This is a genomic window from Shewanella sp. Sh95, from assembly GCF_001308045.1.
Classification (GTDB): Bacteria; Pseudomonadota; Gammaproteobacteria; order Enterobacterales; family Shewanellaceae; genus Shewanella; species Shewanella xiamenensis.
In genome coordinates this window covers 22,419-44,540 of record NZ_LGYY01000236.1, presented here as the reverse complement: position 1 = coordinate 44,540, position 22,122 = coordinate 22,419, and the positions used below count along the sequence as shown (strand labels likewise).

Annotated in this window: 20 protein-coding genes; 7 read left to right on the top strand and 13 right to left on the bottom strand. The window is 44.9% G+C overall.

Annotation, left to right across the window (positions count from 1 at the left end):
* The 7 genes from AEA42_RS21975 to murJ all read right to left on the bottom strand — a co-directional run.
* Positions 1–253, bottom strand: a 253-nt coding sequence (locus tag AEA42_RS21975) for a transposase domain-containing protein (RefSeq protein WP_197278455.1), incomplete at its 3' end; no start/stop codon positions are given.
* Positions 254–361: 108 nt separating this feature from the next.
* Entirely contained in the window at positions 362–1,318 is a 957-nt protein-coding gene (gene ispH, locus AEA42_RS18280) for a 4-hydroxy-3-methylbut-2-enyl diphosphate reductase (RefSeq protein WP_055648484.1), read from the bottom strand.
* Position 1,319: 1 nt separating this feature from the next.
* Positions 1,320–1,742 (bottom strand): FKBP-type peptidyl-prolyl cis-trans isomerase, encoded by a 423-nt coding sequence (gene fkpB, locus AEA42_RS18275; RefSeq protein ID WP_037429621.1) that lies wholly within the window; start codon positions 1,740–1,742, stop codon positions 1,320–1,322.
* Entirely contained in the window at positions 1,742–2,254 is a 513-nt protein-coding gene (gene lspA / locus AEA42_RS18270; RefSeq protein WP_011623704.1) for a signal peptidase II, read from the bottom strand. The genes fkpB and lspA overlap by 1 nt, the downstream gene beginning before the upstream one ends.
* 9 nt (positions 2,255–2,263) lie before the next feature.
* Complete coding sequence (ileS, locus tag AEA42_RS18265) at positions 2,264–5,086, bottom strand: isoleucine--tRNA ligase (RefSeq protein ID WP_055648483.1); 2,823 nt, start codon at positions 5,084–5,086, stop codon at positions 2,264–2,266.
* 32 nt (positions 5,087–5,118) lie between these two features.
* Positions 5,119–6,054 carry a bifunctional riboflavin kinase/FAD synthetase gene (ribF, locus tag AEA42_RS18260; RefSeq protein ID WP_055648482.1) on the bottom strand — a complete coding sequence of 312 codons (936 nt, stop codon included), beginning with the start codon at positions 6,052–6,054 and terminating at the stop codon, positions 5,119–5,121.
* Positions 6,055–6,119: 65 nt separating this feature from the next.
* Entirely contained in the window at positions 6,120–7,679 is a 1,560-nt protein-coding gene (murJ, locus tag AEA42_RS18255) for a murein biosynthesis integral membrane protein MurJ (RefSeq protein ID WP_037421205.1), read from the bottom strand.
* A gap of 252 nt (positions 7,680–7,931) precedes the next feature.
* On the opposite strand from murJ, the gene rpsT reads away from it, so the two are divergent.
* Entirely contained in the window at positions 7,932–8,198 is a 267-nt protein-coding gene (gene rpsT, locus AEA42_RS18250) for a 30S ribosomal protein S20 (RefSeq protein WP_037421209.1), read from the top strand.
* A 60-nt stretch (positions 8,199–8,258) separates the two neighbouring features.
* On the opposite strand, the gene AEA42_RS18245 is transcribed toward rpsT, so the two are convergent.
* Positions 8,259–8,555 (bottom strand): metalloregulator ArsR/SmtB family transcription factor, encoded by a 297-nt coding sequence (locus tag AEA42_RS18245; protein WP_006084975.1) that lies wholly within the window; start codon positions 8,553–8,555, stop codon positions 8,259–8,261.
* Positions 8,556–8,690: 135 nt separating this feature from the next.
* Here AEA42_RS18245 and AEA42_RS18240 point away from each other — a divergent pair, with 135 nt between their 5' ends.
* Complete coding sequence (locus AEA42_RS18240; RefSeq protein WP_055648481.1) at positions 8,691–10,097, top strand: M28 family metallopeptidase; 1,407 nt, start codon at positions 8,691–8,693, stop codon at positions 10,095–10,097.
* A 101-nt stretch (positions 10,098–10,198) separates the two neighbouring features.
* Here the strand turns inward: AEA42_RS18240 and yaaA are convergent, their stop codons facing one another.
* Positions 10,199–10,972 (bottom strand): peroxide stress protein YaaA, encoded by a 774-nt coding sequence (gene yaaA / locus AEA42_RS18235; RefSeq protein WP_055648480.1) that lies wholly within the window; start codon positions 10,970–10,972, stop codon positions 10,199–10,201.
* Between the two features lie 108 nt (positions 10,973–11,080).
* Positions 11,081–12,547, bottom strand: a complete 1,467-nt coding sequence (locus tag AEA42_RS18230) for an alanine/glycine:cation symporter family protein (protein ID WP_037421222.1) — start codon at positions 12,545–12,547, stop codon at positions 11,081–11,083.
* 430 nt (positions 12,548–12,977) lie between these two features.
* On the opposite strand from AEA42_RS18230, the gene AEA42_RS18225 reads away from it, so the two are divergent.
* The 5 genes from AEA42_RS18225 (at position 12,978) to AEA42_RS18205 (ending at position 19,961) form a co-directional block, all read left to right on the top strand.
* Positions 12,978–15,344 carry a phosphoketolase family protein gene (locus tag AEA42_RS18225; protein WP_037421225.1) on the top strand — a complete coding sequence of 789 codons (2,367 nt, stop codon included), beginning with the start codon at positions 12,978–12,980 and terminating at the stop codon, positions 15,342–15,344.
* A 239-nt stretch (positions 15,345–15,583) separates the two neighbouring features.
* Positions 15,584–16,696 carry an OmpA family protein gene (locus AEA42_RS18220; protein ID WP_037421235.1) on the top strand — a complete coding sequence of 371 codons (1,113 nt, stop codon included), beginning with the start codon at positions 15,584–15,586 and terminating at the stop codon, positions 16,694–16,696.
* 248 nt (positions 16,697–16,944) lie between these two features.
* Positions 16,945–17,901, top strand: a complete 957-nt coding sequence (gene tal, locus AEA42_RS18215; protein ID WP_055648479.1) for a transaldolase — start codon at positions 16,945–16,947, stop codon at positions 17,899–17,901.
* A gap of 20 nt (positions 17,902–17,921) precedes the next feature.
* Positions 17,922–19,559: a glucose-6-phosphate isomerase gene (gene pgi, locus AEA42_RS18210; protein ID WP_055648478.1), complete on the top strand. Its 1,638-nt coding sequence runs from the start codon at positions 17,922–17,924 to the stop codon at positions 19,557–19,559.
* 216 nt (positions 19,560–19,775) lie between these two features.
* Positions 19,776–19,961, top strand: a complete 186-nt coding sequence (locus AEA42_RS18205) for a DUF3545 family protein (RefSeq protein WP_037421244.1) — start codon at positions 19,776–19,778, stop codon at positions 19,959–19,961.
* Positions 19,962–20,046: 85 nt separating this feature from the next.
* On the opposite strand, the gene AEA42_RS18200 is transcribed toward AEA42_RS18205, so the two are convergent.
* The 3 genes from AEA42_RS18200 to AEA42_RS18190 form a co-directional block, all read right to left on the bottom strand.
* On the bottom strand, positions 20,047–20,583 hold the full coding sequence (locus tag AEA42_RS18200) for a hemerythrin domain-containing protein (protein WP_055648477.1): 537 nt from the start codon (positions 20,581–20,583) through the stop codon (positions 20,047–20,049).
* 213 nt (positions 20,584–20,796) lie between these two features.
* Positions 20,797–21,525, bottom strand: a complete 729-nt coding sequence (locus tag AEA42_RS18195; RefSeq protein WP_055648476.1) for a hypothetical protein — start codon at positions 21,523–21,525, stop codon at positions 20,797–20,799.
* Complete coding sequence (locus AEA42_RS18190) at positions 21,518–22,120, bottom strand: sigma-70 family RNA polymerase sigma factor (protein ID WP_011717976.1); 603 nt, start codon at positions 22,118–22,120, stop codon at positions 21,518–21,520. Before AEA42_RS18190 ends, AEA42_RS18195 begins: the two co-directional genes overlap by 8 nt.
* Positions 22,121–22,122 lie beyond the last annotated feature (2 nt).

Genomic DNA, 22,122 nt, shown 5'->3' with positions numbered 1-22,122 from the left:
GCAAAACAATGTCGAGTTTGTTGATGAGTGACCGAACAGACTCCCCTCGGAACAAAGCCATTCCGATAACGGCCCAAATCATCGCGTCCATCGGCAATTTACGCCGTCTTAACGTCGCAACGCCCTGAGAGTCTAGGCAAGATTGAATTAACTCAGGTTCTAACACATCTGCTAAGCAGGTGAATTCGGTTAGGCGGGTAATATGAGTACGGGCGAGTGCTTCTGAGAGTTGCATAAAAAAATCCGATGACATGAGGTCATCGGATTTTGATCTTTTCAGCGAGATCGTCAAGCGATCTGTCTTAACTGATCGGCATTAGGCCATTGGCCTCTTTCAATTGACTACTATTTTCTACATTAATTAGCGTAGTTCAGCGGGTACGGCAAAGACAGTATCTTCTTTTCGTCCTTCGACTTCAGTCACCACACTTGGCGCTAATTTCGCTATGGCTTGAACCACTTGCTGTACAAGAACCTCTGGTGCAGACGCGCCAGCCGTTACAGCAACTTTAGTTACACCCTCAAACCAAGATGAATCAATATCATCTGCAGTATCAACCAGATAAGACTCTGTACCCGTTTTTAATGCTAATTCACGTAAGCGATTAGAGTTAGAGCTGTTTTTCGAACCGACCACAATTAACAGATCCACATCGGCCGATAAGTTACGCACCGCATCTTGACGGTTTTGCGTCGCGTAGCAAATATCATCCTTACGAGGGCCTTCAATGGACGGGAAACGCTTTAATAAGGCGCTGATGATATCGAGAGTATCATCTACCGAGAGGGTCGTTTGAGTCACGAAGCAGAGGTTATTAGGATCGCGAACTTCTAAAGTCTCGACATCTGCCGGGGATTCAATCAGATAAACCCCACCATTAGGGTTATCATATTGTCCCATTGTGCCTTCAACTTCAGGATGTCCCGCATGGCCAATCAAAATACATTCAATACCCTTGCGACTTGCTCGAGTGACCTGCAAATGCACTTTGGTGACTAATGGACAAGTTGCATCGAATACTCGCAGCCCACGCGCTTTAGCTTCGGCACGTACCGCCTGAGAAACCCCATGAGCACTAAAGATAACAATATTGTTATCAGGTACTTGGTCTAACTCTTCTACAAAAACAGCACCGCGGTCTTTCAAATTTTGCACCACATAGCGGTTATGCACGACTTCATGGCGAACATAAATCGGTGGTGAAAATAACTCGAGCGCACGCTCAACGATGCTAATGGCACGATCCACACCAGCACAAAAGCCGCGAGGATTTGCCAGCATAATATTTAAACTTGGGCTGGTAGGATCAAATTTCATCTTACAGTACCTTCACCACGTCGAGTTCAAATGTCACTTTGCGTCCCGCTAGAGGGTGATTGAGATCGACCGTAATCGAATCGCCCGCAACCTCACGCACAATGCCGGGGATCTCACTGCCGCCAGGACCAGCAAAACTCACGATAACACCCACTTCTAGCTCCATATCGGCTGGGAAGCGGGTTCTATCCATATAATGAATCGCATCGGGATTTGACTCACCAAAGGCATCAACCGCTTCAAGCGTAAATCTGTGCTTGTCGCCTTCATTTAAGGAAGCAAGCTGCGCTTCGAATGCTGGGCTTAAAGTACCATCGCCGATATTTAAACGTGCTGGCTTACCCGAGGCTTTAGTGCTATCGGCAGTTGAACCATCTTCAAGCACAATATTCATATGGCACAATAACGAACGTGTCACAGTCACTACTTCACCTCTTCGGTTTTATCTTGTTCGGATTTGCTGTTAAAAAACGAATCCCAAATGATCAGCACTGCGCCGATAAAAATCGCGGAATCAGCGATATTAAAGGCAGGATAATGGCTCTTACCCCAATAAAAATCGATAAAATCCACCACAAAACCATGCATCAATCGATCGATTAAGTTACCTAGGGCGCCACCAATCACTAAGGTGTAAGCCAAATTTAACTTCCATAGGGATGCAGATTGCTTGCGCAGCCACACAGTCAACAAGGTACTGAAACCAACGGCCACTAGGGTAAATAACCAACGTTGCCAACCGCCCGCTTCACTTAAGAAGCTAAATGCGGCGCCATAGTTACGTACATAGGTGAAATTAAAAAAAGGTAATAACTTCACCGATTCGAACAAATCAAAATTGGCTAAGACCCATTGCTTGGATAGTTGATCGGCCAAAAACACCAATACAACTACCCAATACCAACGTAAGCCACTGTCTTTCCAAGTTAATGGCATACAGATCCTTTACGCAAACAGACGAACTTCGCCGTCACCTTCAATATTGGTTACGCAGCGATGGCACAGCGTTGGGTGAGCCTCAATCGTGCCCACTTCTTCCCTATGGTGCCAACAACGTTCGCATTTCTCTGCTGTTGTCGCATTTACCACTAACTTCAATGACACAAGTTCGGTTTCAACGGCATCGCTTGTCGCATCCGCCAATGGCAATACTTTGGCTTCAGAGGTCAACAGGACGAAACGCAGCTCATCACCAATGTGCGTTAACTGTTCAGTTAATGCCGCATCAGCAAACAGTGTGACTTCAGCTTCTAAGGAGCCACCAATACGTTTATCACGGCGTGCTTGCTCGATGACCTTGTTGACTTCGTTACGCACAGTCAGCAGATTTTCCCAGTACGCATCGCTGAGATCTGTATCTAAAGTGATAGATTGCAGACCTTGATACCATTCTTGGGTAAACACGTAAGCATCACGTTGACCTGGCAGTAATTGCCACACTTCATCGGCAGTAAAGCTCAGGATTGGCGCAATCCAACGCACCATAGCTTCGGCGATATGGAACAGTGCCGATTGGCAGCTACGGCGGGCATGGCCCTCTTGCTTGGCGGTGTACTGACGGTCTTTGATGATGTCTAAGTAGAAGCTACCTAGCTCAACCGAGCAGAACTGCATCAGCTTTTGCGTCACAATATGGAAGTTATATTGCTCGTAAGCTTCAATGATTTCTTGTTGCAGAGCAGCCGCGCGGCGCACAGCCCAACGATCTAACGCCACCATATCTTCTACTGCCACTAAGTCCTTAGCTGGATCGAAGCCATTAAGGTTCGCTAGTAAGAAGCGAGCGGTGTTACGAATACGGCGATAAGCATCGGCGCTACGGTTTAAGATTTCATCCGATACCGTCATTTCACCGCTGTAGTCGGTCGCAGCAACCCAAAGACGCAGAATGTCCGCACCTAACTTGTTGGTGACTTGCTGCGGCGCAATGACGTTACCGATAGATTTCGACATCTTGCGACCTTTACCATCAACGGTAAAGCCGTGGGTCAGCACTTGCTTGTAAGGAGCTTTGCCAGTCATCGCAGTAGAAATCATCAATGATGACATAAACCAGCCACGGTGTTGGTCGCTACCTTCGAGGTATAAATCGACGCCATGACCATGAAACTCTGGACGCGCCCCAACCACAGAGGCAAAGGTTGAACCTGAGTCGTACCATACGTCCAAGGTATCGGTCACTTTGCGGTATTGTTCGGCTTCTTCGCCCAGTAATTCGGCAGCATCGAGATCCCACCAAGCTTGAATGCCTTCCTGCTCAATGCGGTTGGCTACACGTGCCATTAACGACACGCTGTCAGGGTGCAGCTCTTCGGTTTCGCGGTGTACGAATAATGTAATTGGCACGCCCCAAGTACGTTGACGGGAGATACACCAATCAGGGCGATTCTCAACCATCTTTTCGATGCGGCTTTGGCCCCAGTCAGGGATCCACTGAGTCTGCTCAATTTCGCTTAATGCTTGCTTGCGCAGGTTGTGGTTATCCATTGAGATAAACCATTGCGGTGTAGCGCGGAAGATAATGGGCGTTTTATGGCGCCAGCAGTGTGGATAGCTGTGACGGTACGCAACATGGTGTAATAGCGCACCTTTTTCTTGCAGCAATGCAACCACATTGTCATTTGCTTTAAATACGTGTTGACCAGCAAAGAACTCAGTCTCTGGCTTGTACACACCGTTATCGCCAACTGGGTTTGCCACTTCTAAACCGTATTTCTGACCTACCACGAAGTCGTCTTGACCATGGCCAGGTGCTGTGTGGACCACACCCGTACCCGCGTCAGTCGTCACGTGGTCACCTAAAATTGTAGGTACGTCAAAGGCTAAGAATGGATGCTTAAAGCGAACCAATTCAAGCGCTACACCTTTAACTTTACCTAACACGCTATGGCTCTCGGCGCCGTAACGCGTCATACAAGCTTCAACTAACACGTCAGCCAGAATAACCGCGTGAGTCGCCCCCTCTTTCACAAATTCAACCAAGCTGTAATCCAGCTCTGGGCTGATAGATAACGCGCGGTTCGCAGGCAGCGTCCAAGGTGTGGTTGTCCAAATCACCATAGCGACTGGATGTGAGTAATCGCTTACACCAAACTGAGCGGCAACGGCTTTGCTGTCAGTTGCAGTAAAGGCCACATCGATAGCGGGAGAGGTTTTATCCTCGTATTCTACTTCGGCTTCGGCAAGGGCAGAACCACAGTCTGTACACCAATGAACGGGTTTTACACCTTTATGTAAGTGACCGTTTTCAATCACTTTTGATAGAGAGCGTACGATATTGGCTTCGGTAGCAAAGTCCATCGTTAAATAAGGCTTTTGCCAATCGCCCAGCACGCCTAAACGAATAAAATCAGCACGTTGACCATCGACTTGCTCAGCCGCATATTTACGACATTCTTCGCGGAATTCGGCCGCAGAAATTTTTTGACCAGGCTTACCGACTTTTTGCTCAACTTTCAGTTCAATTGGCAGACCGTGGCAATCCCAACCAGGCACATAAGGCGCGTCAAAACCAGACATGGTTTTTGACTTAACAATAATGTCCTTAAGAATTTTGTTTACTGAGTGACCAATATGAATGCTGCCGTTCGCATACGGTGGGCCGTCATGCAAAATAAAAGGTGTGCGGCCAATTCGGCTATCACGGATCTGCTGATACAGACCGTCTTTCGTCCAGCGCTCTAACATCTCTGGCTCGCGATTTGCCAAATTACCACGCATCGGAAACTCAGTTTCCGGCAAATTCAAAGTAAATTTATAGTCGCTCATTGATCCTATACCGTTAATTAAACTGATAAATATCAGCCTGCATCGTTACCAAATAAAGCTCTGGCCTCATTTGCATCATTCAAAATTTGTTGTTTTAGTGCATCCAATGAATCAAAAGGTTGTTCATCGCGAAGTTTTGCCACTAACTCAACCTCAACATGCTTGCCATAAATGTCACCTTCAAAATCAAAAAGATGCACCTCAAGCTGACAAACTTGACCATTTACGGTCGGGCGGAAACCAATGTTGGCAACCCCTTCATAAATATCGCTATCTTCCCAATAGAGTTTCACCGCAAACACCCCGCGCACTGGCACCACATTGCGCTTGAGGGCGATATTGGCGGTGGGAAAACCTATGGTTCGGCCAATTTTTTGGCCATGGGCCACACGGCCGCTTAAGGTAAAGGGGTGACCGAGTAGGCGTCTCGCCTGCTCCAGGTTTCCTTTCGCCAATTGTTCTCTTACCGCGGTCGAGCTCACACGTTGCGAGCCCACCATAAAACTCTGGGTGCTGACCACGGTAAAGCCATAACGAACTCCCGCCTGCATCAGCATTTCGAAATTGCCTTTTCGGCCTTGACCGAAGCAAAAGTCATCGCCAACGACGAGATACTTCACTCCGAGTTTACGCACCAGCAGTTCTTCGATGAAATGCTCCGCTGGTTGATCTGCAAAGGCACGGTTGAAGTTAACACACACTAACCGTTCAACGCCTAACTCATCGAGCAGGATGATTTTGTCCCGCAATAAGCTCAGACGCGCGGGCGCATTCTCACCACGGAATAACTCCTGTGGTTGAGGTTCAAATGTCATCACTGTCGGAGGTAATGAAAGCTGTTTGGCCTTTTGCACCAAATTAGCAATCACCTGTGCATGGCCGCGATGCACGCCATCAAAATTACCTATCGTCAGCACACAGCCATGGTGAGATGACAAAATGTTATGTATACCGCGGATTAATTCCATAACTTTAGACAACTGCCAAGCGCAAATCGGCTGATTATATAACAGCTAACGATAAGAATCAGCAATCAAACTCCCCGTTTCATTGACCAAGGACGAATTCCTAACGCCAATAAGCCAAGTAAATACGTCATAGCACCAACAGCAATCAAGCCAATCAAAGCCTTAGCACGTAAAGCTAAATGCCATTCTACCCATTGAGATTGCGTGGGTAATAAATAGTACAAGACTACCACCATCAATGCCGTAGAGACCACGGCTTTAAGGAAAAACACCATAGTTGGTTTGGTAATACGATAAACCCCTGCTTTATGCAGGCCGCGATAAAGTAATGTGGCATTAAGCAAGGCTGACATGGATGTAGCAATCGCCAAACCCACATAACCAAATGGGATTGCAAATATTAAGTTAAAGCCCATATTGGTAATCATAGCGATGATGCCATAGCGTACGGGGGTTTTAGTATCCTGGCGAGAATAATATCCTGGCGCTAAAACTTTGATTAACATAAAACTCAGTAAACCGCTTCCGTAAGCCATCAAACTGTAAGAGGCCATTTGCACGTCATTGATAGTAAAGGCGCCGCGCATAAACAGTACCATTAACATAGGCTGCGCGAGCACTATCAACCCCATCATCGCAGGCAAACCGAGTAATAAAATCGCTTTAATTCCCCAATCCATGGTGTTACCAAAGCCATCTCCTTCTGCATTCACATGATTTCGCGATAACGCGGGTAAAATCACGGTTGCAATAGCAATACCAAATAAACCAAGTGGAAACTCTAATAATCGGTCTGAATAATAGAGCCAACTAATAGAACCAGTCATCAAGAAGCTGGCGATAAAGGTATCAAATAACAAGTTGATTTGTGAGACAGAAACCCCAAACAATGCAGGGATCATCAAAGTTCTAATCTTCACAACCCCGGGATGTTGCCAACCCCACGAAGGTTTTACTAACGCTTTCTCTCGGAGCAGAAACGGAATTTGGAATAAAAACTGAATTAAACCACCGCAAAATACTCCCCATCCCAAGGTAATTTCGGGCTGAGAAGACGTCGGCGCGAAAAACATTGCCGCCGCAATAATGGCCACATTTAGAAACACAGGCGTAAAAGCCGATACAGCAAAGCGTCCTCGAGTATTTAAGATTGAGCCCGCTAAAGCAGTAAAGGTAATAAACCACAGATAAGGAAAAGTGATTTTTAGTACGACCGTTGCTAACTCAAACTTAGCGCCATCAGGTTCGTTATTCAGCCAGGCCATAAACCAGCCGCCACCAAATAAGGCTGACAACACAGGAGATGCAATCACACCGACAAGCGTGACAATCGTCACTAAGAGCCCTAAGGTCCCCGCCACCTTACTGAGTAACTCGCGAGTTTCGTCCGAGGTATGCTTTTCTTGATATTCGGTCAGTACGGGAACAAATGCCTGTGCAAAGGCGCCCTCGGCAAATAATCGACGTAAAAAGTTAGGAATTTTATTCGCGAAGAAAAAAACATCAGCGCTTGTCCCTGCACCCATTAAATTGGCAACGACAACATCTCTAACCAAACCTAAAACACGGGAAATCAATGTCATAGCACTAACAATCATGCCTGACTTCAATAATTTTTTACTCAAACGTCCCCCAGACCTATATCGAATGGATTAGGTGATTCATCTCAAAAAATCGACTCAGGCTCTGTCACACTGCGGTAATAGCTGCTAGAATTGCGCCACATATTACACGAGTTGGGTTGAAGATAGCCAAGGCAGGTTGAATTAATTTATCTTTATGATGATTATTCAATCATAGTCATTGACAAAGTGACTAAATGCAGGCATATTCCTCGGCCTTTAAAAGTATCAAATCCAGTTTTTAGGAGTTGCACCTTGGCTAATAGCAAGTCTGCAAAGAAGCGCGCGCTTCAATCTGAAAAGCGTCGTCAGCATAACGCCAGCCGTCGCTCAATGTTACGTACATACGTTAAAAAAGTTATCGCAGCTATCAAAGCTGGTGATCACAAAACAGCAACCGAAGCTTTCGCTGCTGCACAACCAATCGTTGACCGTATGGCGACTAAAGGCCTTATTCACAAGAATAAAGCTGCTCGTCATAAGGCTCGTTTGAACGCTAAGATCAAAGCGCTTGTTGCTTAATTATCTTAGTAAATAAAAAAAACCGGCAATTGCCGGTTTTTTTATATCTGCTGAAAACCATTAATGACAATAAATATTGTTTAGTAAATGGATCATCTCACGCACTTCATCACTCTTCAGTGAATAAAATACGGTCTGCGCTTCTTTGCGTGTGGTTACTAAATTATCTTTGCGTAACCAAGCAAGGTGTTGTGATAGTGCCGATTGACTTAAGCCTAATTTTTTATTCATTTCGCCAACGCACATTTCTCCTTCATTCAGTAAATAACAAAGGATAAATAAACGGCGTTCGTTTGCGAGTGCCTTTAATAGCACCACGGCATGATCGGCTCGCTCCTGCATTAATTCAATATTCATTACGCACATTTTCTCCTAAAACTAACCCCTGCGCTAATATAGCGTTGCCTTACAGATATAGTCGGGACATAAAGCACACTTTTTGCTAGATTGTTTTCAAAAGTGGGACATGCTTAATAAAAACAAAGGAAACCTATGAAACCCTACCAAACAACGTTGATAACAGGCCTTTTTATTAGTGGTTTGAGCGCTTGCCAAACTCATATCGAAACACCAGTCAAAACAGATACCCCTTCTCAATTACAACAAACCGCTTTAGCCTCTTCGATTGGATATGACATTGTCGAATCTCTTACGGTAGAAGTAGGACCGCGCCTTGCTGGTAGTCCAAAAGACATTATTGCCGTGAACTGGGCAATGAATAAGTTAACCAGCCTCGGGTTTGATAAGGTTTATAAAGAGCCAGTACAGGTTCCTATTTGGGAACGTGGAGAAGCCAAAGCCAAGATTATCTCTCCGGTAGAGCAACCTTTGGTGATTACTGCATTGGGTGGCAGCATTGCAACGCCAGTAACGGGCATTAGGGCTAGAATAGCTCGCTTTGATAGCCTAGAAGCATTACAACAAGCCAACCCTGATGATGTAAAAGGTAAAATTGCCTTTATCGATCAAAAAACGGAGCGTCATATAACTGGTGAAGGTTACGGAAAAAGTGTCGGCGGCCGCTCGAAGGGCGCTGTCGCAGCAGCACAAAAGGGAGCCGTAGCAATCGTCATTCGCTCAATAGGCACCGACCATGACCGCATGGCACACACTGGCGTGATGCGTTATCAAGATGGTGTGACTAAAATCCCTGCTGCGGCGATGTCTAATCCCGATGCAGACTTAGTCGATGCCATGTTAAAACGCGATCCGAATGCGGTGCTCGAGCTGCATATGTCACCGAAGGATTTAGGTACGAATACCTCTTACAACGTTATTGCAGAAGTCACTGGCAGTAGTAAACCTAACGAAATCGTGCTGATTGGTGCCCATTTAGATTCATGGGATGAAGGTACAGGTGCAATTGATGATGGTGCTGGTGTTGCGATTGTGACAGCGGCAGCAAAACATATTCAAGATCTTCCACAAAAGCCCGCTCGTACAGTGCGAGTAGTACTATATGCAGCTGAAGAAATTGGCTTAGTGGGGGGTAAGGCTTATGCTGAAGCACACAAAGCCGAGCTACGTCTGCATTATATTGCTGCCGAATCGGACTTTGGCGCGGGTCCGATTTATCAAATAGATACTAAAGTAAGTGACAACGTTTTCGCCCAAGTTCAAGAGAGCATTAAACCAATGACATACAACGGTGTTGCCCTCGGCAATAACCAAGCATCTGGTGGGCCTGACGTCTCTATGCTACCCGCATTAGGCGTACCTGTTGCATCATTAAGACAGGATGGCCACGATTACTTCGATTATCACCACACACCTAACGATACCTTAGATAAAATTGATCCTAAGGCTCTGGCACAAAATGTGGCGGCATATGCTCAATTTGCTTATATTATGGCAAACTCGAATTCAGTGTTAACCCCCATTAGCACTGAATCGAAATAAGCCTCATAACTAAATCATTCACCCATAAAAAGAAAAATGCCAGTCAGCTTAACTGACTGGCATTAAGCCTAAGCAGCTCTTTTTATTTAAGCCGTAATACGTTATTGCGCTTCACGTAAGAATGTTGGCTCATTCGGTTTACTCAATTCTTCACTGTAGTAATAACCTGCCACATCAAATGCTTTTAATTCATCAATCGAACTCACTTGCTGCTCAATAATATATCTTGCCATCATTCCCCGCGCTTTTTTCGCAAAGAAACTAATGACTTTGTATTGACCATTTTTAAAATCTTTAAAAACAGGAGTGATTAATTGTCCTGCTAATTGCTTTGGCTTTATCGCCTTAAAATATTCATTGGATGCAAGGTTGATAATGATCTCATCCCCCTGCGCAGCGACAGCATTATTGACCGCTTCGGTGAGAGTGTTGCCCCAAAAATCGTAAAGATTCTTACCTTTAGGATTGGCAAGGGCCGTCCCCATTTCTAAGCGATAAGGTAAAATTAAATCCAATGGCCGCAGTAACCCGTATAGCCCAGATAAAATGCGCAACTGCGACTGAGTACGTTCAAGCTGTTCAGGTGTCAGGGTATCAGCATCAAAACCTGTGTAAACATCGCCTCTAAAAGCGAAAATAGCTTGCTTAGCATTATCAATACTGTAATCGGGTGTCCACTCGCCAAAACGTGCCGCATTTAAGCCCGCAATGTTATCGCTGACCTTCATTAATGTTGCTATGTCACTGGGAGTTAACCGTTGGCAAACTTGAATGAGCTCTTGGCTATAAGCTAAAAAATCGGGCCGAGTATGGGTTTGAGTCAAGGGAGGTTGCTCAAAATCTAGGGTTTTCGCCGGTGAAACCAAAATCAACATTAACACACTCCAACAAATAAAATACGCCACTATGATACTGAACAAGCATAAAAAAACCACGTACGGATGACGTGGTTTTTCCGATAGCGCTAATCAGTGAACTTGAGCTTAACGACTAACCGCTGATTCAGTACGCGATTTAGCCAACTCATTGGCACTATTGTCCTGCCAAATGCCATCATCAAGTTGTTCCATCAATTCGGGGAACTTACTGCGGTCAAACTCAGGCATTTTGCCACTCTTTAATTGTTCACAGTAATCGTTGATAACCCGTATCGCCAAGCCAGATAACAGCAACAATGCGACGATATTGACCGTTGCCATTAGCCCCATTGACACATCGGCTAAGTTCCACACTAAGCTGATTTTGGCTACGGCACCAAACATCACCATGCCCAATACGCACAGGCGAAATAGCGGTAACGCCTTAGTACTGTTACCCGTTAAGAACATCACATTGGTTTCGGCGTAGGAATAGTTAGCAATGATAGAAGTAAAGCAGAATAGGAAAATGGCTATCGCAATAAAGGCGCCGCCCCAATCTCCAACGTGGTTTGACATCGCATTGATGGTGAGACGAATGCCGTCATCGCTAGAACCAATATCGCCTGAAAGCAAAATAATTGCCGCAGTTGCAGTACAGATAACGATGGTATCGACAAACACTCCCATCATCTGCACAAAGCCCTGAGACGCTGGATGATTAGGATTAGGTGAGGCACTCGCCGCCACGTTTGCTGCGCTGCCCATCCCCGCCTCATTTGAGAACAAACCACGGGCAATACCTGCTTGCATCGCCTGAGCGACTGTATAAGCAACGCCACCTGCTGCTGCCTCTTGCCAACCGAAAGCACTTTTTACAATCAGGCTAATAACTGCGGGTAATTGCTCTAAATTGAACAACACAATAATGAAAGCGATCAGAATATAAGCCAACGCCATAATTGGCACGATAAACTCAGATACTCGCGCAACTTTACGTAAGCCGCCGACGATAACAAAACCACTGGCTAACACTAAGCCGATACCGACATAGGTCGGATCGAAGCCAAACACGCGCTCCATCGCCCCCGTAATGGTATTAGCTTGCACCGCGTTAAACACCAAACCAAAAGCGATGATCAGGAAGAAAGCGAACAACACCCCCATCCATCTCTGACCAAGTCCCTTCTCCATATAATAAGAAGGGCCACCACGAAATTGGCCGTTGGTATCACGCACCTTATAAACCTGCGCAAGAGTGGACTCTACCATAGCCGTTGCCATACCCAACATGGCAATTAACCACATCCAAAAGACAGCGCCAGGTCCGGCGGAGCCAATGGCCACCGCTACCCCCGCCATGTTTCCAGCACCTACACGGGCCGCCATACTCGTACAGAATACTTGGAATGAAGACAAACCACTTTCACAGCCTTGGCGGCTCATTGTCATGACTTTTAGAGAGTGTTTGAAGTGTGTAAGTTGAATAAATACAAGTCGTAAGGTGAAATAGAGCCCCGCACCCACCAGTCCGTAAACGAGCAATTTGCCCCAGAGCAGTGCGTTCAAAAAGTTTACAATCGTTTCTAACATATTATTTTACTTCTTCCCGTAGCAAATGCCCTCCCCCACCTATACTTAGCGAGGTGCAACATTTGTGGTGAATGAATCCTTCCAAATAAAGGTAAGAATATCGGTAGATTTATTCTTTCAAATTATCCTTCCGTGAATTTACAACATCACGGCTACCGAATTCAACGCAGCAAAATAGCACAGTATTCGAAATTACTCATGTGATCAAGCCTAGGTTTACATTGTTAAATAGCTACAAGCTCACGATCATAAAGCTTAGATAAGTCACTGTTAATATTAAATTAACAATTTAACAAACTTCATTCACATGCGTTAACGACAAACACAAGTTTTAAAATTTGGATGTAGGGCACATTTTTGTAATAAAATTACAAATATAGTAACTCCAAGAAAACATTATTTACTTCCGTCTGCTCTAGTGAGGCTTAATATGACGACAACACATGAGATAAATGCTCTTAAAAAATACGTAAGAGCCACTAACTTCCTAGCCACCTCCCAGATTTACTTAAAGCAAAACGTACTTCATAAGCGCCCACTAGCGCACTCGGACATTAAGCCTCGCTTGCTCGGTCACTGGGGAACGTGTCCTGGTATCAACTTTGTCTACGCGAACGTTAACCGACTCATTGTAAAACATAATCGTCCCTTTATTTACTTAGTTGGTCCAGGACATGGCTTCCCTGCCGTACAAGCTAACTTATTCATTGAAGGCTCTCTAAGCCACTACTATCCAGAAACCATTCCTTATAATGAAACGGGCATTGAGGATATTTGTAAAAAGTTCTCAGCAGCATACGGTTATCCTTCACATGCTAATCCTGAAGCACCAGGACAAATTCTGGAAGGTGGTGAATTAGGTTATTCATTATCCGTTGGCTGGGGCGCAGTGCTTGATAACCCCGATCTTATCGCGACAGTATTAATAGGTGATGGAGAATCAGAAACAGGCCCATTAGCCGCATCTTGGTATGCAAACCGATTGGTATCACCCGCCACCAACGGCGCAGTGTTACCAATCGTGCATATCAACGGCTATAAAATTTCTGGCCCAACCCGTATGGGACGCATGAGCCATGAAGAATTAGATCTTGAATTCCGCGGTCTTGGCTACCACCCCATTATTGTGGACAGCGAAGCGGAAGAAGATATCTACGTTCAAATGGCAACCGCCATGGATACCGCTTATAGCATGATTAATGATATCCAAGCCCGAGCACGTAAAGGTGAAGATATTGTAAAACCTCGCTGGCCAGTGATTTTAATGCGCACAGCCAAAGGTTGGACTGGCGTAAGCGAATATAATGGTAAGAAGTTAGAAGGCAACTGCGAATCACACCAAGTGATTGTCAATAAATGCGCGACCGATAAAGGCCATCTAGCCGCATTGGATAACTGGTTAGCTAGCTACCAGTTCCAAGAGCTCTATCAAATCAATGCTCAAGGTGAACTGATTTTTGATGCGGATATTAGCTCATTGATCCCACCAAAACACTTAGCTTGTGGCCGCCAACATCTCACTTATGGTGGTGAAGTTGTTAGAGCTTTATCCAATCCTGATCTAGAAAAACTCAGTTACGGTCCAGAAGTACCACGCGGACACCGCGGTTACTCCATGCTGAAAATGGGCGAATGGATGCGTGACGCATTCAAACTGAACCGTGATCAACGCAATTTACGCATTTTCAGCCCTGATGAAACCTATTCAAACCAACTGCAAGCGGTATTTGAAGAAACCGACCGTGCATGGCAATGGCCAATTGAAAGCTGGGATGAAGATATGTCTCGCGATGGCCGTGTACTAGAGCTCCTTTCTGAGAACTTACTATTTGGTATGTTACATGGCTACACAGTGACAGGTCGTCATGGCATGTTCCCAACCTACGAGTCATTCTCGCAAGTAGTTTCATCCATGGCCGACCAATATTGTAAGTATGTTTATGCCAGTCAAGGGGTGCATTTCCGTAAACCTTTACCAGCATGCAACGTAGTACTTTCTTCATTATTAGAGCGTCAGGATCACAACGGTTACTCGCATCAAAACCCATCGTTCCTAGGTGCGATGTTAGAAAAACATCCAAAGATTATCTCTGCTTATTTACCAGCTGATGCAAACAGCACCTTAGTGTATACCGAACGTGCTTTTGCGGATCGTGACAAACTAAACATCCTAGTCGCAGGTAAAAAAGAGCTGCCACAATGGCTAAGCTTAGATGAAGCACGTAAACAAGCCAAAGATGGTGTCATGGTGTGGGATTTTGCTTCAGATGAAAATCCAGATATCGTCCTTGCTGGCTGTGGTGATTATGTCACTCAAGAATGTATGGCCTCTTTAGTGATCATTCGGGAAATGCTGCCTCGAGTCAGAATCCGTTTTGTGAGCGTCACCGAATTAAGCAGTGATGGTTTAGGTAGCCGTAAATTTAAAGAAAAACCATGGATGATGGATGAAATATTTACTCAAGATAAAGGAGTAGTATTTAACTATCACGGTTATCCAAATACAATCAAAAAGTTAATTTTTGATTACAAAGGAAGCCGCCGTTTTAGAATTAAAGGTTATGAAGAAGAAGGCTCAACAACTACACCATTTGATATGGGTGTGCGTAATGGAACCTCTCGCTACCACCTTGTTATTGATATGGCTTATAAACTATTCCAACAAGGCGTCATTGATGAGACTAAACACGTTTCAATCACAACAGATATGTTGCAAAGACTTGTTGATCACCGTAACTATATTAAAGCACATGGTGTTGACCCAACTGAGATCGAAAATTGGGTTTGGACTCGCTAGCAGTTAATTAAATTAACAAAATAAATACAATTCAAAGGCATCCTAAAGGATGCCTTTTTAACATCTCAAGTTAGTTACAGTATGAGGTCCCATAAAAAAACTTCAGACTAAGCACTGGAAAATTTTAACAAATGCAGTGATAATTAACCGCTGGCTACAATACCAAAGGATCCCCACACTAAGTGCTAGCAATGTTTTGCTTAAAACCCGCAAAGCATATTGGTGGAGAATCATAAACAATGGACTTAGAAAAAATGATGAAGAATACATTAAAAGTAGTTTTACTTACATCAATGCTTCCACTTGCTGCCAGTGCATCTCAAGAGTTAACTCCTTGGTATGTTGGTGCAGGTTTAGGCGTTAATAACTATGAACACATTGCAACTGATAACGGCGATGATAACCCATACGCATGGGACATCTTCGCAGGCTATATGTTTAATGACTACTTTGGTGCAGAAATCGGCTATCGTGATCTAGGTAGTGCAGATTGGACTAATGGTGGCATTAGCAATGATGCAGATGTTAAAGGTGCAACTCTGGGCTTAGTCGGTGTATGGCCACTGGGTAACCGTTGGAGCCTATCTGCAGAAGCGGGTGCAATGTACTACACCTTAGAAAACAGCCAACATACTGGCACAACTTCAAGCTCATACAGCTCTAACGATTTTGCGCCTTACTTTGGCGCAGGTGTTGGTTATAACTTCACCGACAATCTGAAGTTACAAGCTAAATACCGCCGTTATGAAAACTTAGACGACACAGACTTCAACACAATCGAAGCTGACAGCAACTATTGGGGCTTAGAATTAAGCTACCGTTTTGGTACTCCAGCAGCCGCGGCGCCTGTAGCTGCCGCCGTTGTTGCAGCAGCACCAGTTGACTCAGACAACGATGGTGTATACGACGATAAAGATCAGTGCCCAGCAACGCCTGCAACTCACAAAGTTGACTCTGTTGGCTGTACTATCTATGAAAACGTTAAAAAGCAAGAAGATGTAGGTTCTATCCAGTTTGCTAACGATTCTGCAGTAGTGAAGAAAGAGTACTACAAAGACATCGAAAGACTGGCTAACTACCTGAACAAGAACCCAGAATTCACTGTTGAAATCGCGGGTCACGCTTCTAACGTAGGTAAACCAGAATACAACATGGTTCTGTCTGACAAGCGTGCTGACGCTGTTGCTAAGATCCTTGTTGAAAAATATGGCATCAGCCAAAGCCGCGTAACTTCTAACGGTTACGGTATCACTAAGCCATTAGTGGCTGGTGACTCGAAAGAAGCTCATGCAGCTAACCGCCGCATCGAAGCCATCGTGACAACTACTGAAAAACAACCTGTTCTGAAGTAATTGCACTGTTAAGAATAAAAAAGTCGCTGCTTGCAGCGACTTTTTGTTTTTAAGGCATCTACACTACCTAACCTGATGGCGCTAAGACTGATTAAGTGGCATTCGCCACTATGTTTAGCAAGAAACGATGTAGTTTTACCATTTTTGTAATTTTTTTACATTGATGGTTGGAAAAGTTGGCAAAATCGCTTCTAATAGTCATCAGTTCATTTCTGAGTTTTGACCGCTATCTGAGAAGGATGTTTTTCATGGCAAATACATTAGAGCAACTCAAGTCATACACTACTATTGTGGCCGATACTGGCGATATTGAAGCAATTAAGCGCTATCAACCAGAAGACGCAACCACTAACCCATCACTCATTCTAAAAGCCGCTCAAATCCCTGAGTATAGCGCTCTAATCGACAATGCTATTGCATGGGCTAAATTACAAAGTGCTGATATTGAGCAACAGATTGATGATGCCAGCGATAAACTTGCAGTGAACATTGGCGTGGAAATTCTAAAACTGGTCCCAGGCCGTATTTCAACCGAAGTGGATGCCCGCTTATCCTTCGATAAAGAAAAATCCATTGCAAAAGCGCATAAGCTTGTTCGTCTATATCAAGAAGCAGGAATAGATAAATCTCGCATTTTGATCAAATTAGCCTCAACTTGGGAAGGCATTTGTGCCGCCAAAGAGTTAGAGCAACAAGGCATCAACTGTAACTTAACCCTATTATTTAGCTTCGCTCAAGCACGTGCCTGTGCTGAAGCTGGCGTGTACTTAATTTCTCCATTCGTTGGCCGCATCCTCGACTGGTACAAAAAAGACACAGGTAAAGACTATGACGCAGTCAATGATCCTGGTGTCGTTTCTGTAACCGAAATTTACAACTACTACAAGCAGCATGGCTATAACACGGTAGTCATGGGGGCAAGTTTCCGTAATATTGGTGAAATCATCGAATTAGCGGGTTGTGACCGCCTGACTATTGGTCCTTCATTACTCGAAGAGCTAGCAAACTCTCAAGTCGCTATTCAACCTAAACTCATTCCTGCCAGCACTACAGTTGCTGCGGGTGAACCTTTAACCGAAGCGAAATTCCGCTGGGACTTTAACCAAGATCCTATGGCCGTTGACAAGCTAGCAGAAGGCATCCGTAACTTCGCCATCGACCAAGGCAAACTCGAAGTCATGCTCAAGGCTAAACTGGCAAACTAAGTATCTTCGGAGACGATTCGATGACTATCTTGACCCAAAGCACAACCTGGAAGGCGTTAGCAGCCCATAGCCAGCAGATCCCGCATATGCGAGAACTCTTTGCAGGCGATCCTGCACGCTTTAGCAACATGTCGCTTTCTACCTGTGGCTTATTTTTAGATTATTCAAAAAATAGAGCAACACCTGAGACTCTCAACTTGCTGCTGACACTGGCGCAAGAAGCCAAGCTTGACGCTAAAATCAAGGCGATGTTTGCCGGTGATATCATTAACACCACCGAAAAACGTGCCGTTTTGCATACCGCACTACGCAGTACCGCGGACCAATCCATCATTGCCGAAGGTCAAGATATCGTTCCTGAAGTACAGCAAACGCTGAACAAGATGCAGCAGTTTGTCACTTCAGTCACCTCAGGACAGTGGAAAGGCTACACAGGCAAAGCCATTACCGATATTGTCAGTATCGGTATCGGTGGTTCATTCCTTGGCCCTAAAATTGTTTCCCAAGCCTTACGTCCATACTGGATAACAGGTCTCAATTGCCATTTTGTTGCCAACGTAGATGGCACCTCGATCAGTGAAAAACTCAAGCTGCTCGATCCTGAAACCACGCTTTTTATCATGTCGTCTAAGTCTTTTGGTACACAAGAGACGCTGACCAACACCTTAACAGCCAAAGCGTGGTTCTTAGCTAAAGGTGGTTCACAGTCAGATGTCGCGAAACACTTTGTTGCCGTGACCTCTAACGTGGCAAAAGCAACTGAGTTCGGTATTGATGCCGCTAATATCTTCCCAATGTGGGACTGGGTTGGAGGTCGCTATTCTCTGTGGTCTGCCATTGGTTTACCCATCGCTTTACTCATCGGCATGGATAACTTCCGCTCCCTATTAAAGGGCGCGCACCAAATGGATACCCATTTTGCCACTGCGCCTTTAGCGGAAAATATGCCCGTCATCATGGGACTATTCTCACTGTGGTATGGCAATTTTTTTAATGCTCAAAGCCATGTGGTATTGACCTACGATCATTACCTTCGCGGACTTCCTGCCTACTTCCAACAACTGGATATGGAAAGTAACGGTAAATCAGTCACGCTCAATGGTACGCATGTGGATTACAGCACAGGTCCTGTGATTTGGGGCGGCGAAGGCACAAACGGTCAACACGCTTACCATCAGTTGCTGCATCAAGGTACTGCATTAATTCCTGCTGATTTCATTATGCCGCTGCAAAGCCATAACCCTATCGGTGAACACCATGATCAGTTAGCCTCTAACTGCTTTGGACAAACTCAAGCACTCATGCAAGGCCGTACCTTAGATGAAGCGCTGGCTGAATTGAGCAAGAGCAACTTGAGTGATGAAGAAAAGTTACTTATCGCCAAACACAAAGTCATGCCGGGCAATAAGCCAAGCAACACTCTGTTAATGGATAAGCTGACTCCAGAAACCTTAGGCGCACTAATTGCGCTCTATGAGCACAGAACCTTTGTCCAAGGCGCCATTTGGGACATCAACTCCTTCGACCAATGGGGTGTTGAGCTTGGCAAAACCTTAGGTAACGACGTCCTCGCCCGTATAGGTGCAGATCAAGAAGCGACTGCGTTAGATGCCTCAAGCAATGGCCTAATCAATCTTTATCGACAGGGCAAAATCTGATCGAACAAAAAGCCAGCAATTGCTGGCTTTTTTATTGTATCTCATTAATAAAATAAACATTTCAAGAAGCAACTACCACTAAAGTGATAGTTAAGATCAATGACATATCATCCAAATTTCATTTCAAGTTAACACAAATGAAACATAATTCTTGCACCCTGTTTTGAAAATATGTTATTTAATCGCTGACAAAACATACAACAACAGGAGGTTACCATGGATCGTTTAGATTATGGTTGTGCGCTAGATGAAGTTGTAGAAAGACCCGACCGCTCGCGTGGTGCTAATAAAAAGCGTAAGTGGCGCGAAATCGAGGCGTTAAAGGACAAACATCGTTTACTCAAGGAACTGCAAGAGATTGATAACAACTTTGATTACGATATAGACACCATCCAGTTGTAACCTGCTGTTTTTTTATTGACAGGATATAGAGAAAAAGCGCTTATGGCGCTTTTTCTGTTTTTACCCTTCAGATGACTTACAACCCCTAATCGGACGCTTTTAAATAGGAACGTAAGTCATCAAAGGCTTGCTGCTCTCGGTCAAGGAATAGCGGATCATCAATTAACGATGCTTGGCATTGTTGTTCAATCTCCTTCCAATCTTGCTCGGTTAAAGACTTCGCAAGTAAGGGGAAAATCTCCCGCTCTTCCATCTGCATATGTTTTTCTTGTAAGTCAACATATTCGGCAAAATCGGCAATCAGTTTATCCCTTGCGACAACAATGTCACTTAATATCAGGTTTAAAGTATTCATTAATGCCGATGAAGCCGCAGTCACAACTTGGTGCTCGGCACTTAGCTTGTCGATGTCATCATTCGCCTTATGTGCCAAATAATAAGCATAAATAATATCTTCAACGGGGTGATGGCTACGCTCAGCATATCCTTGCATATACTCAACGATGTCTCTCACAACAATAAAATTAATCGCCTCGCCTTCAACTAATTTCATCTGTTTATTTTTCAAGACATTCAATAGCACTGCTATATGTTTATGATCATGCATGAGTCTTTTGAGCATATCGCCTCCTGAACTTAGGACTGACTATTGATACTAGTCAAGTCGTTTATCAATATCCAATATAACAGGCGAGTTCCTGTGCACTTTATGACCATGATCAAGTAATTAACATTACGATCTGTAAAAAGTGTCCTAGATTAATACGACAACGTTAAGAATAAGATATTAATATCAGTGAGTGGCCTTAATGAGACCAGCCCACTGATTTACGCTTTATTTGCTCACAGAATGAAGCTGATGCTGTAAAGCTTTAAATTTCTCAATTGCCTTTGTGCCATCGGTAGATTCAGCATTGGTTTTAGACAACTCGGGATACTGCTTCACTAAACTTTGCTCAAGAGCTAAGGCTTCCTGTATTTGCTTCGAGTCTATTAACGCCTGCAAACGTGTTAACGACGCCATCAACACATCTTTATCACGCAGCGCAGCTGCGGCTACATCACTTTGAGGCAATGCACGCGCCCTTTGCGATAATGCTTGAGACTCTGCTTGCTGATTTTCCGGGGCTGACATCTTAGCTTCGGCCCTCATCGCTTCCCTTTGCCTACTTTGTGTTGCGGCATCTTCCATTCTCGCTTGACGCGCCATTTCGGCTTGCTGATCAGCGTGATCTAACGGTGCTTGAGCGGGCATGGACGCCCCCATAGTCAACGCTGCTGGAGCGGCTAACTCCTCCTCAAAATAGCCTCTATTCAGTACGATTAAACCCACAACCAGCACTAAAGAAGCTGCGCTCGATAACGCCCATGGGAAACGGCGCCACACAGGCGTAGCAGCAGGCTTTAGCTGGCTCACATTCATTTCAGCCAAATGAGCTTGTGATAGGCGCAAAATATCTTGGTCGAGCCGCTCTGGTGGCATTTCCAGTGCTTGCTTGTGATACCAAGCAGAGACTTCCTGACGTAGTGCCTCTTCTTCCGATGACAGAGTGGAATTACTCATGACCAACCTCCTGCCATTTAGCATTGACACAATCTTTTAAGCTTTGATACGCGTAGCGAATACGGCTCTTGGTCGCTTCGAGTGTCACCCCCGCAATATCGCTGATCACCGCTGCGGTAAAGCCCATTTCGATATTGAGAATAAAGGCCTCTTTCTGCACTTGGGGTAACAGGGCAATACAGGTCTTCAGTAACAGGCTCTTTTGCGTTTCCTGCCAATGTACATCGGGTTGTTCCTGCTCCGCTCCCACAAAGGTATCTAGCCCTTCCTCATTATCATGGCTAACTAAGTCGACGGGTTTGACAGCTCTGACGTGGTCAATCAACAGATTATGGGCAATCCGATAGAGCCAAGTATTAAACTTAGCACTCGGCTCATAATTGGCGGCGGCACGGATCACTCGTCCCCAGGTTTCTTGATATAAATCTTCGGCTAACTGTTTGTCACCGAGTTGGCGCACAAAGTAACGGTACAAGGCGCCTTTGTGTTTGAGATAAAGCTGCTCAAACGCTTTGCCATCGCCTTTGGCATAGCGTTGCATTAACTGTTCATCGGTATGCTCATGGGCATGCATTTGCGGTATCGCCAGGGCCATGG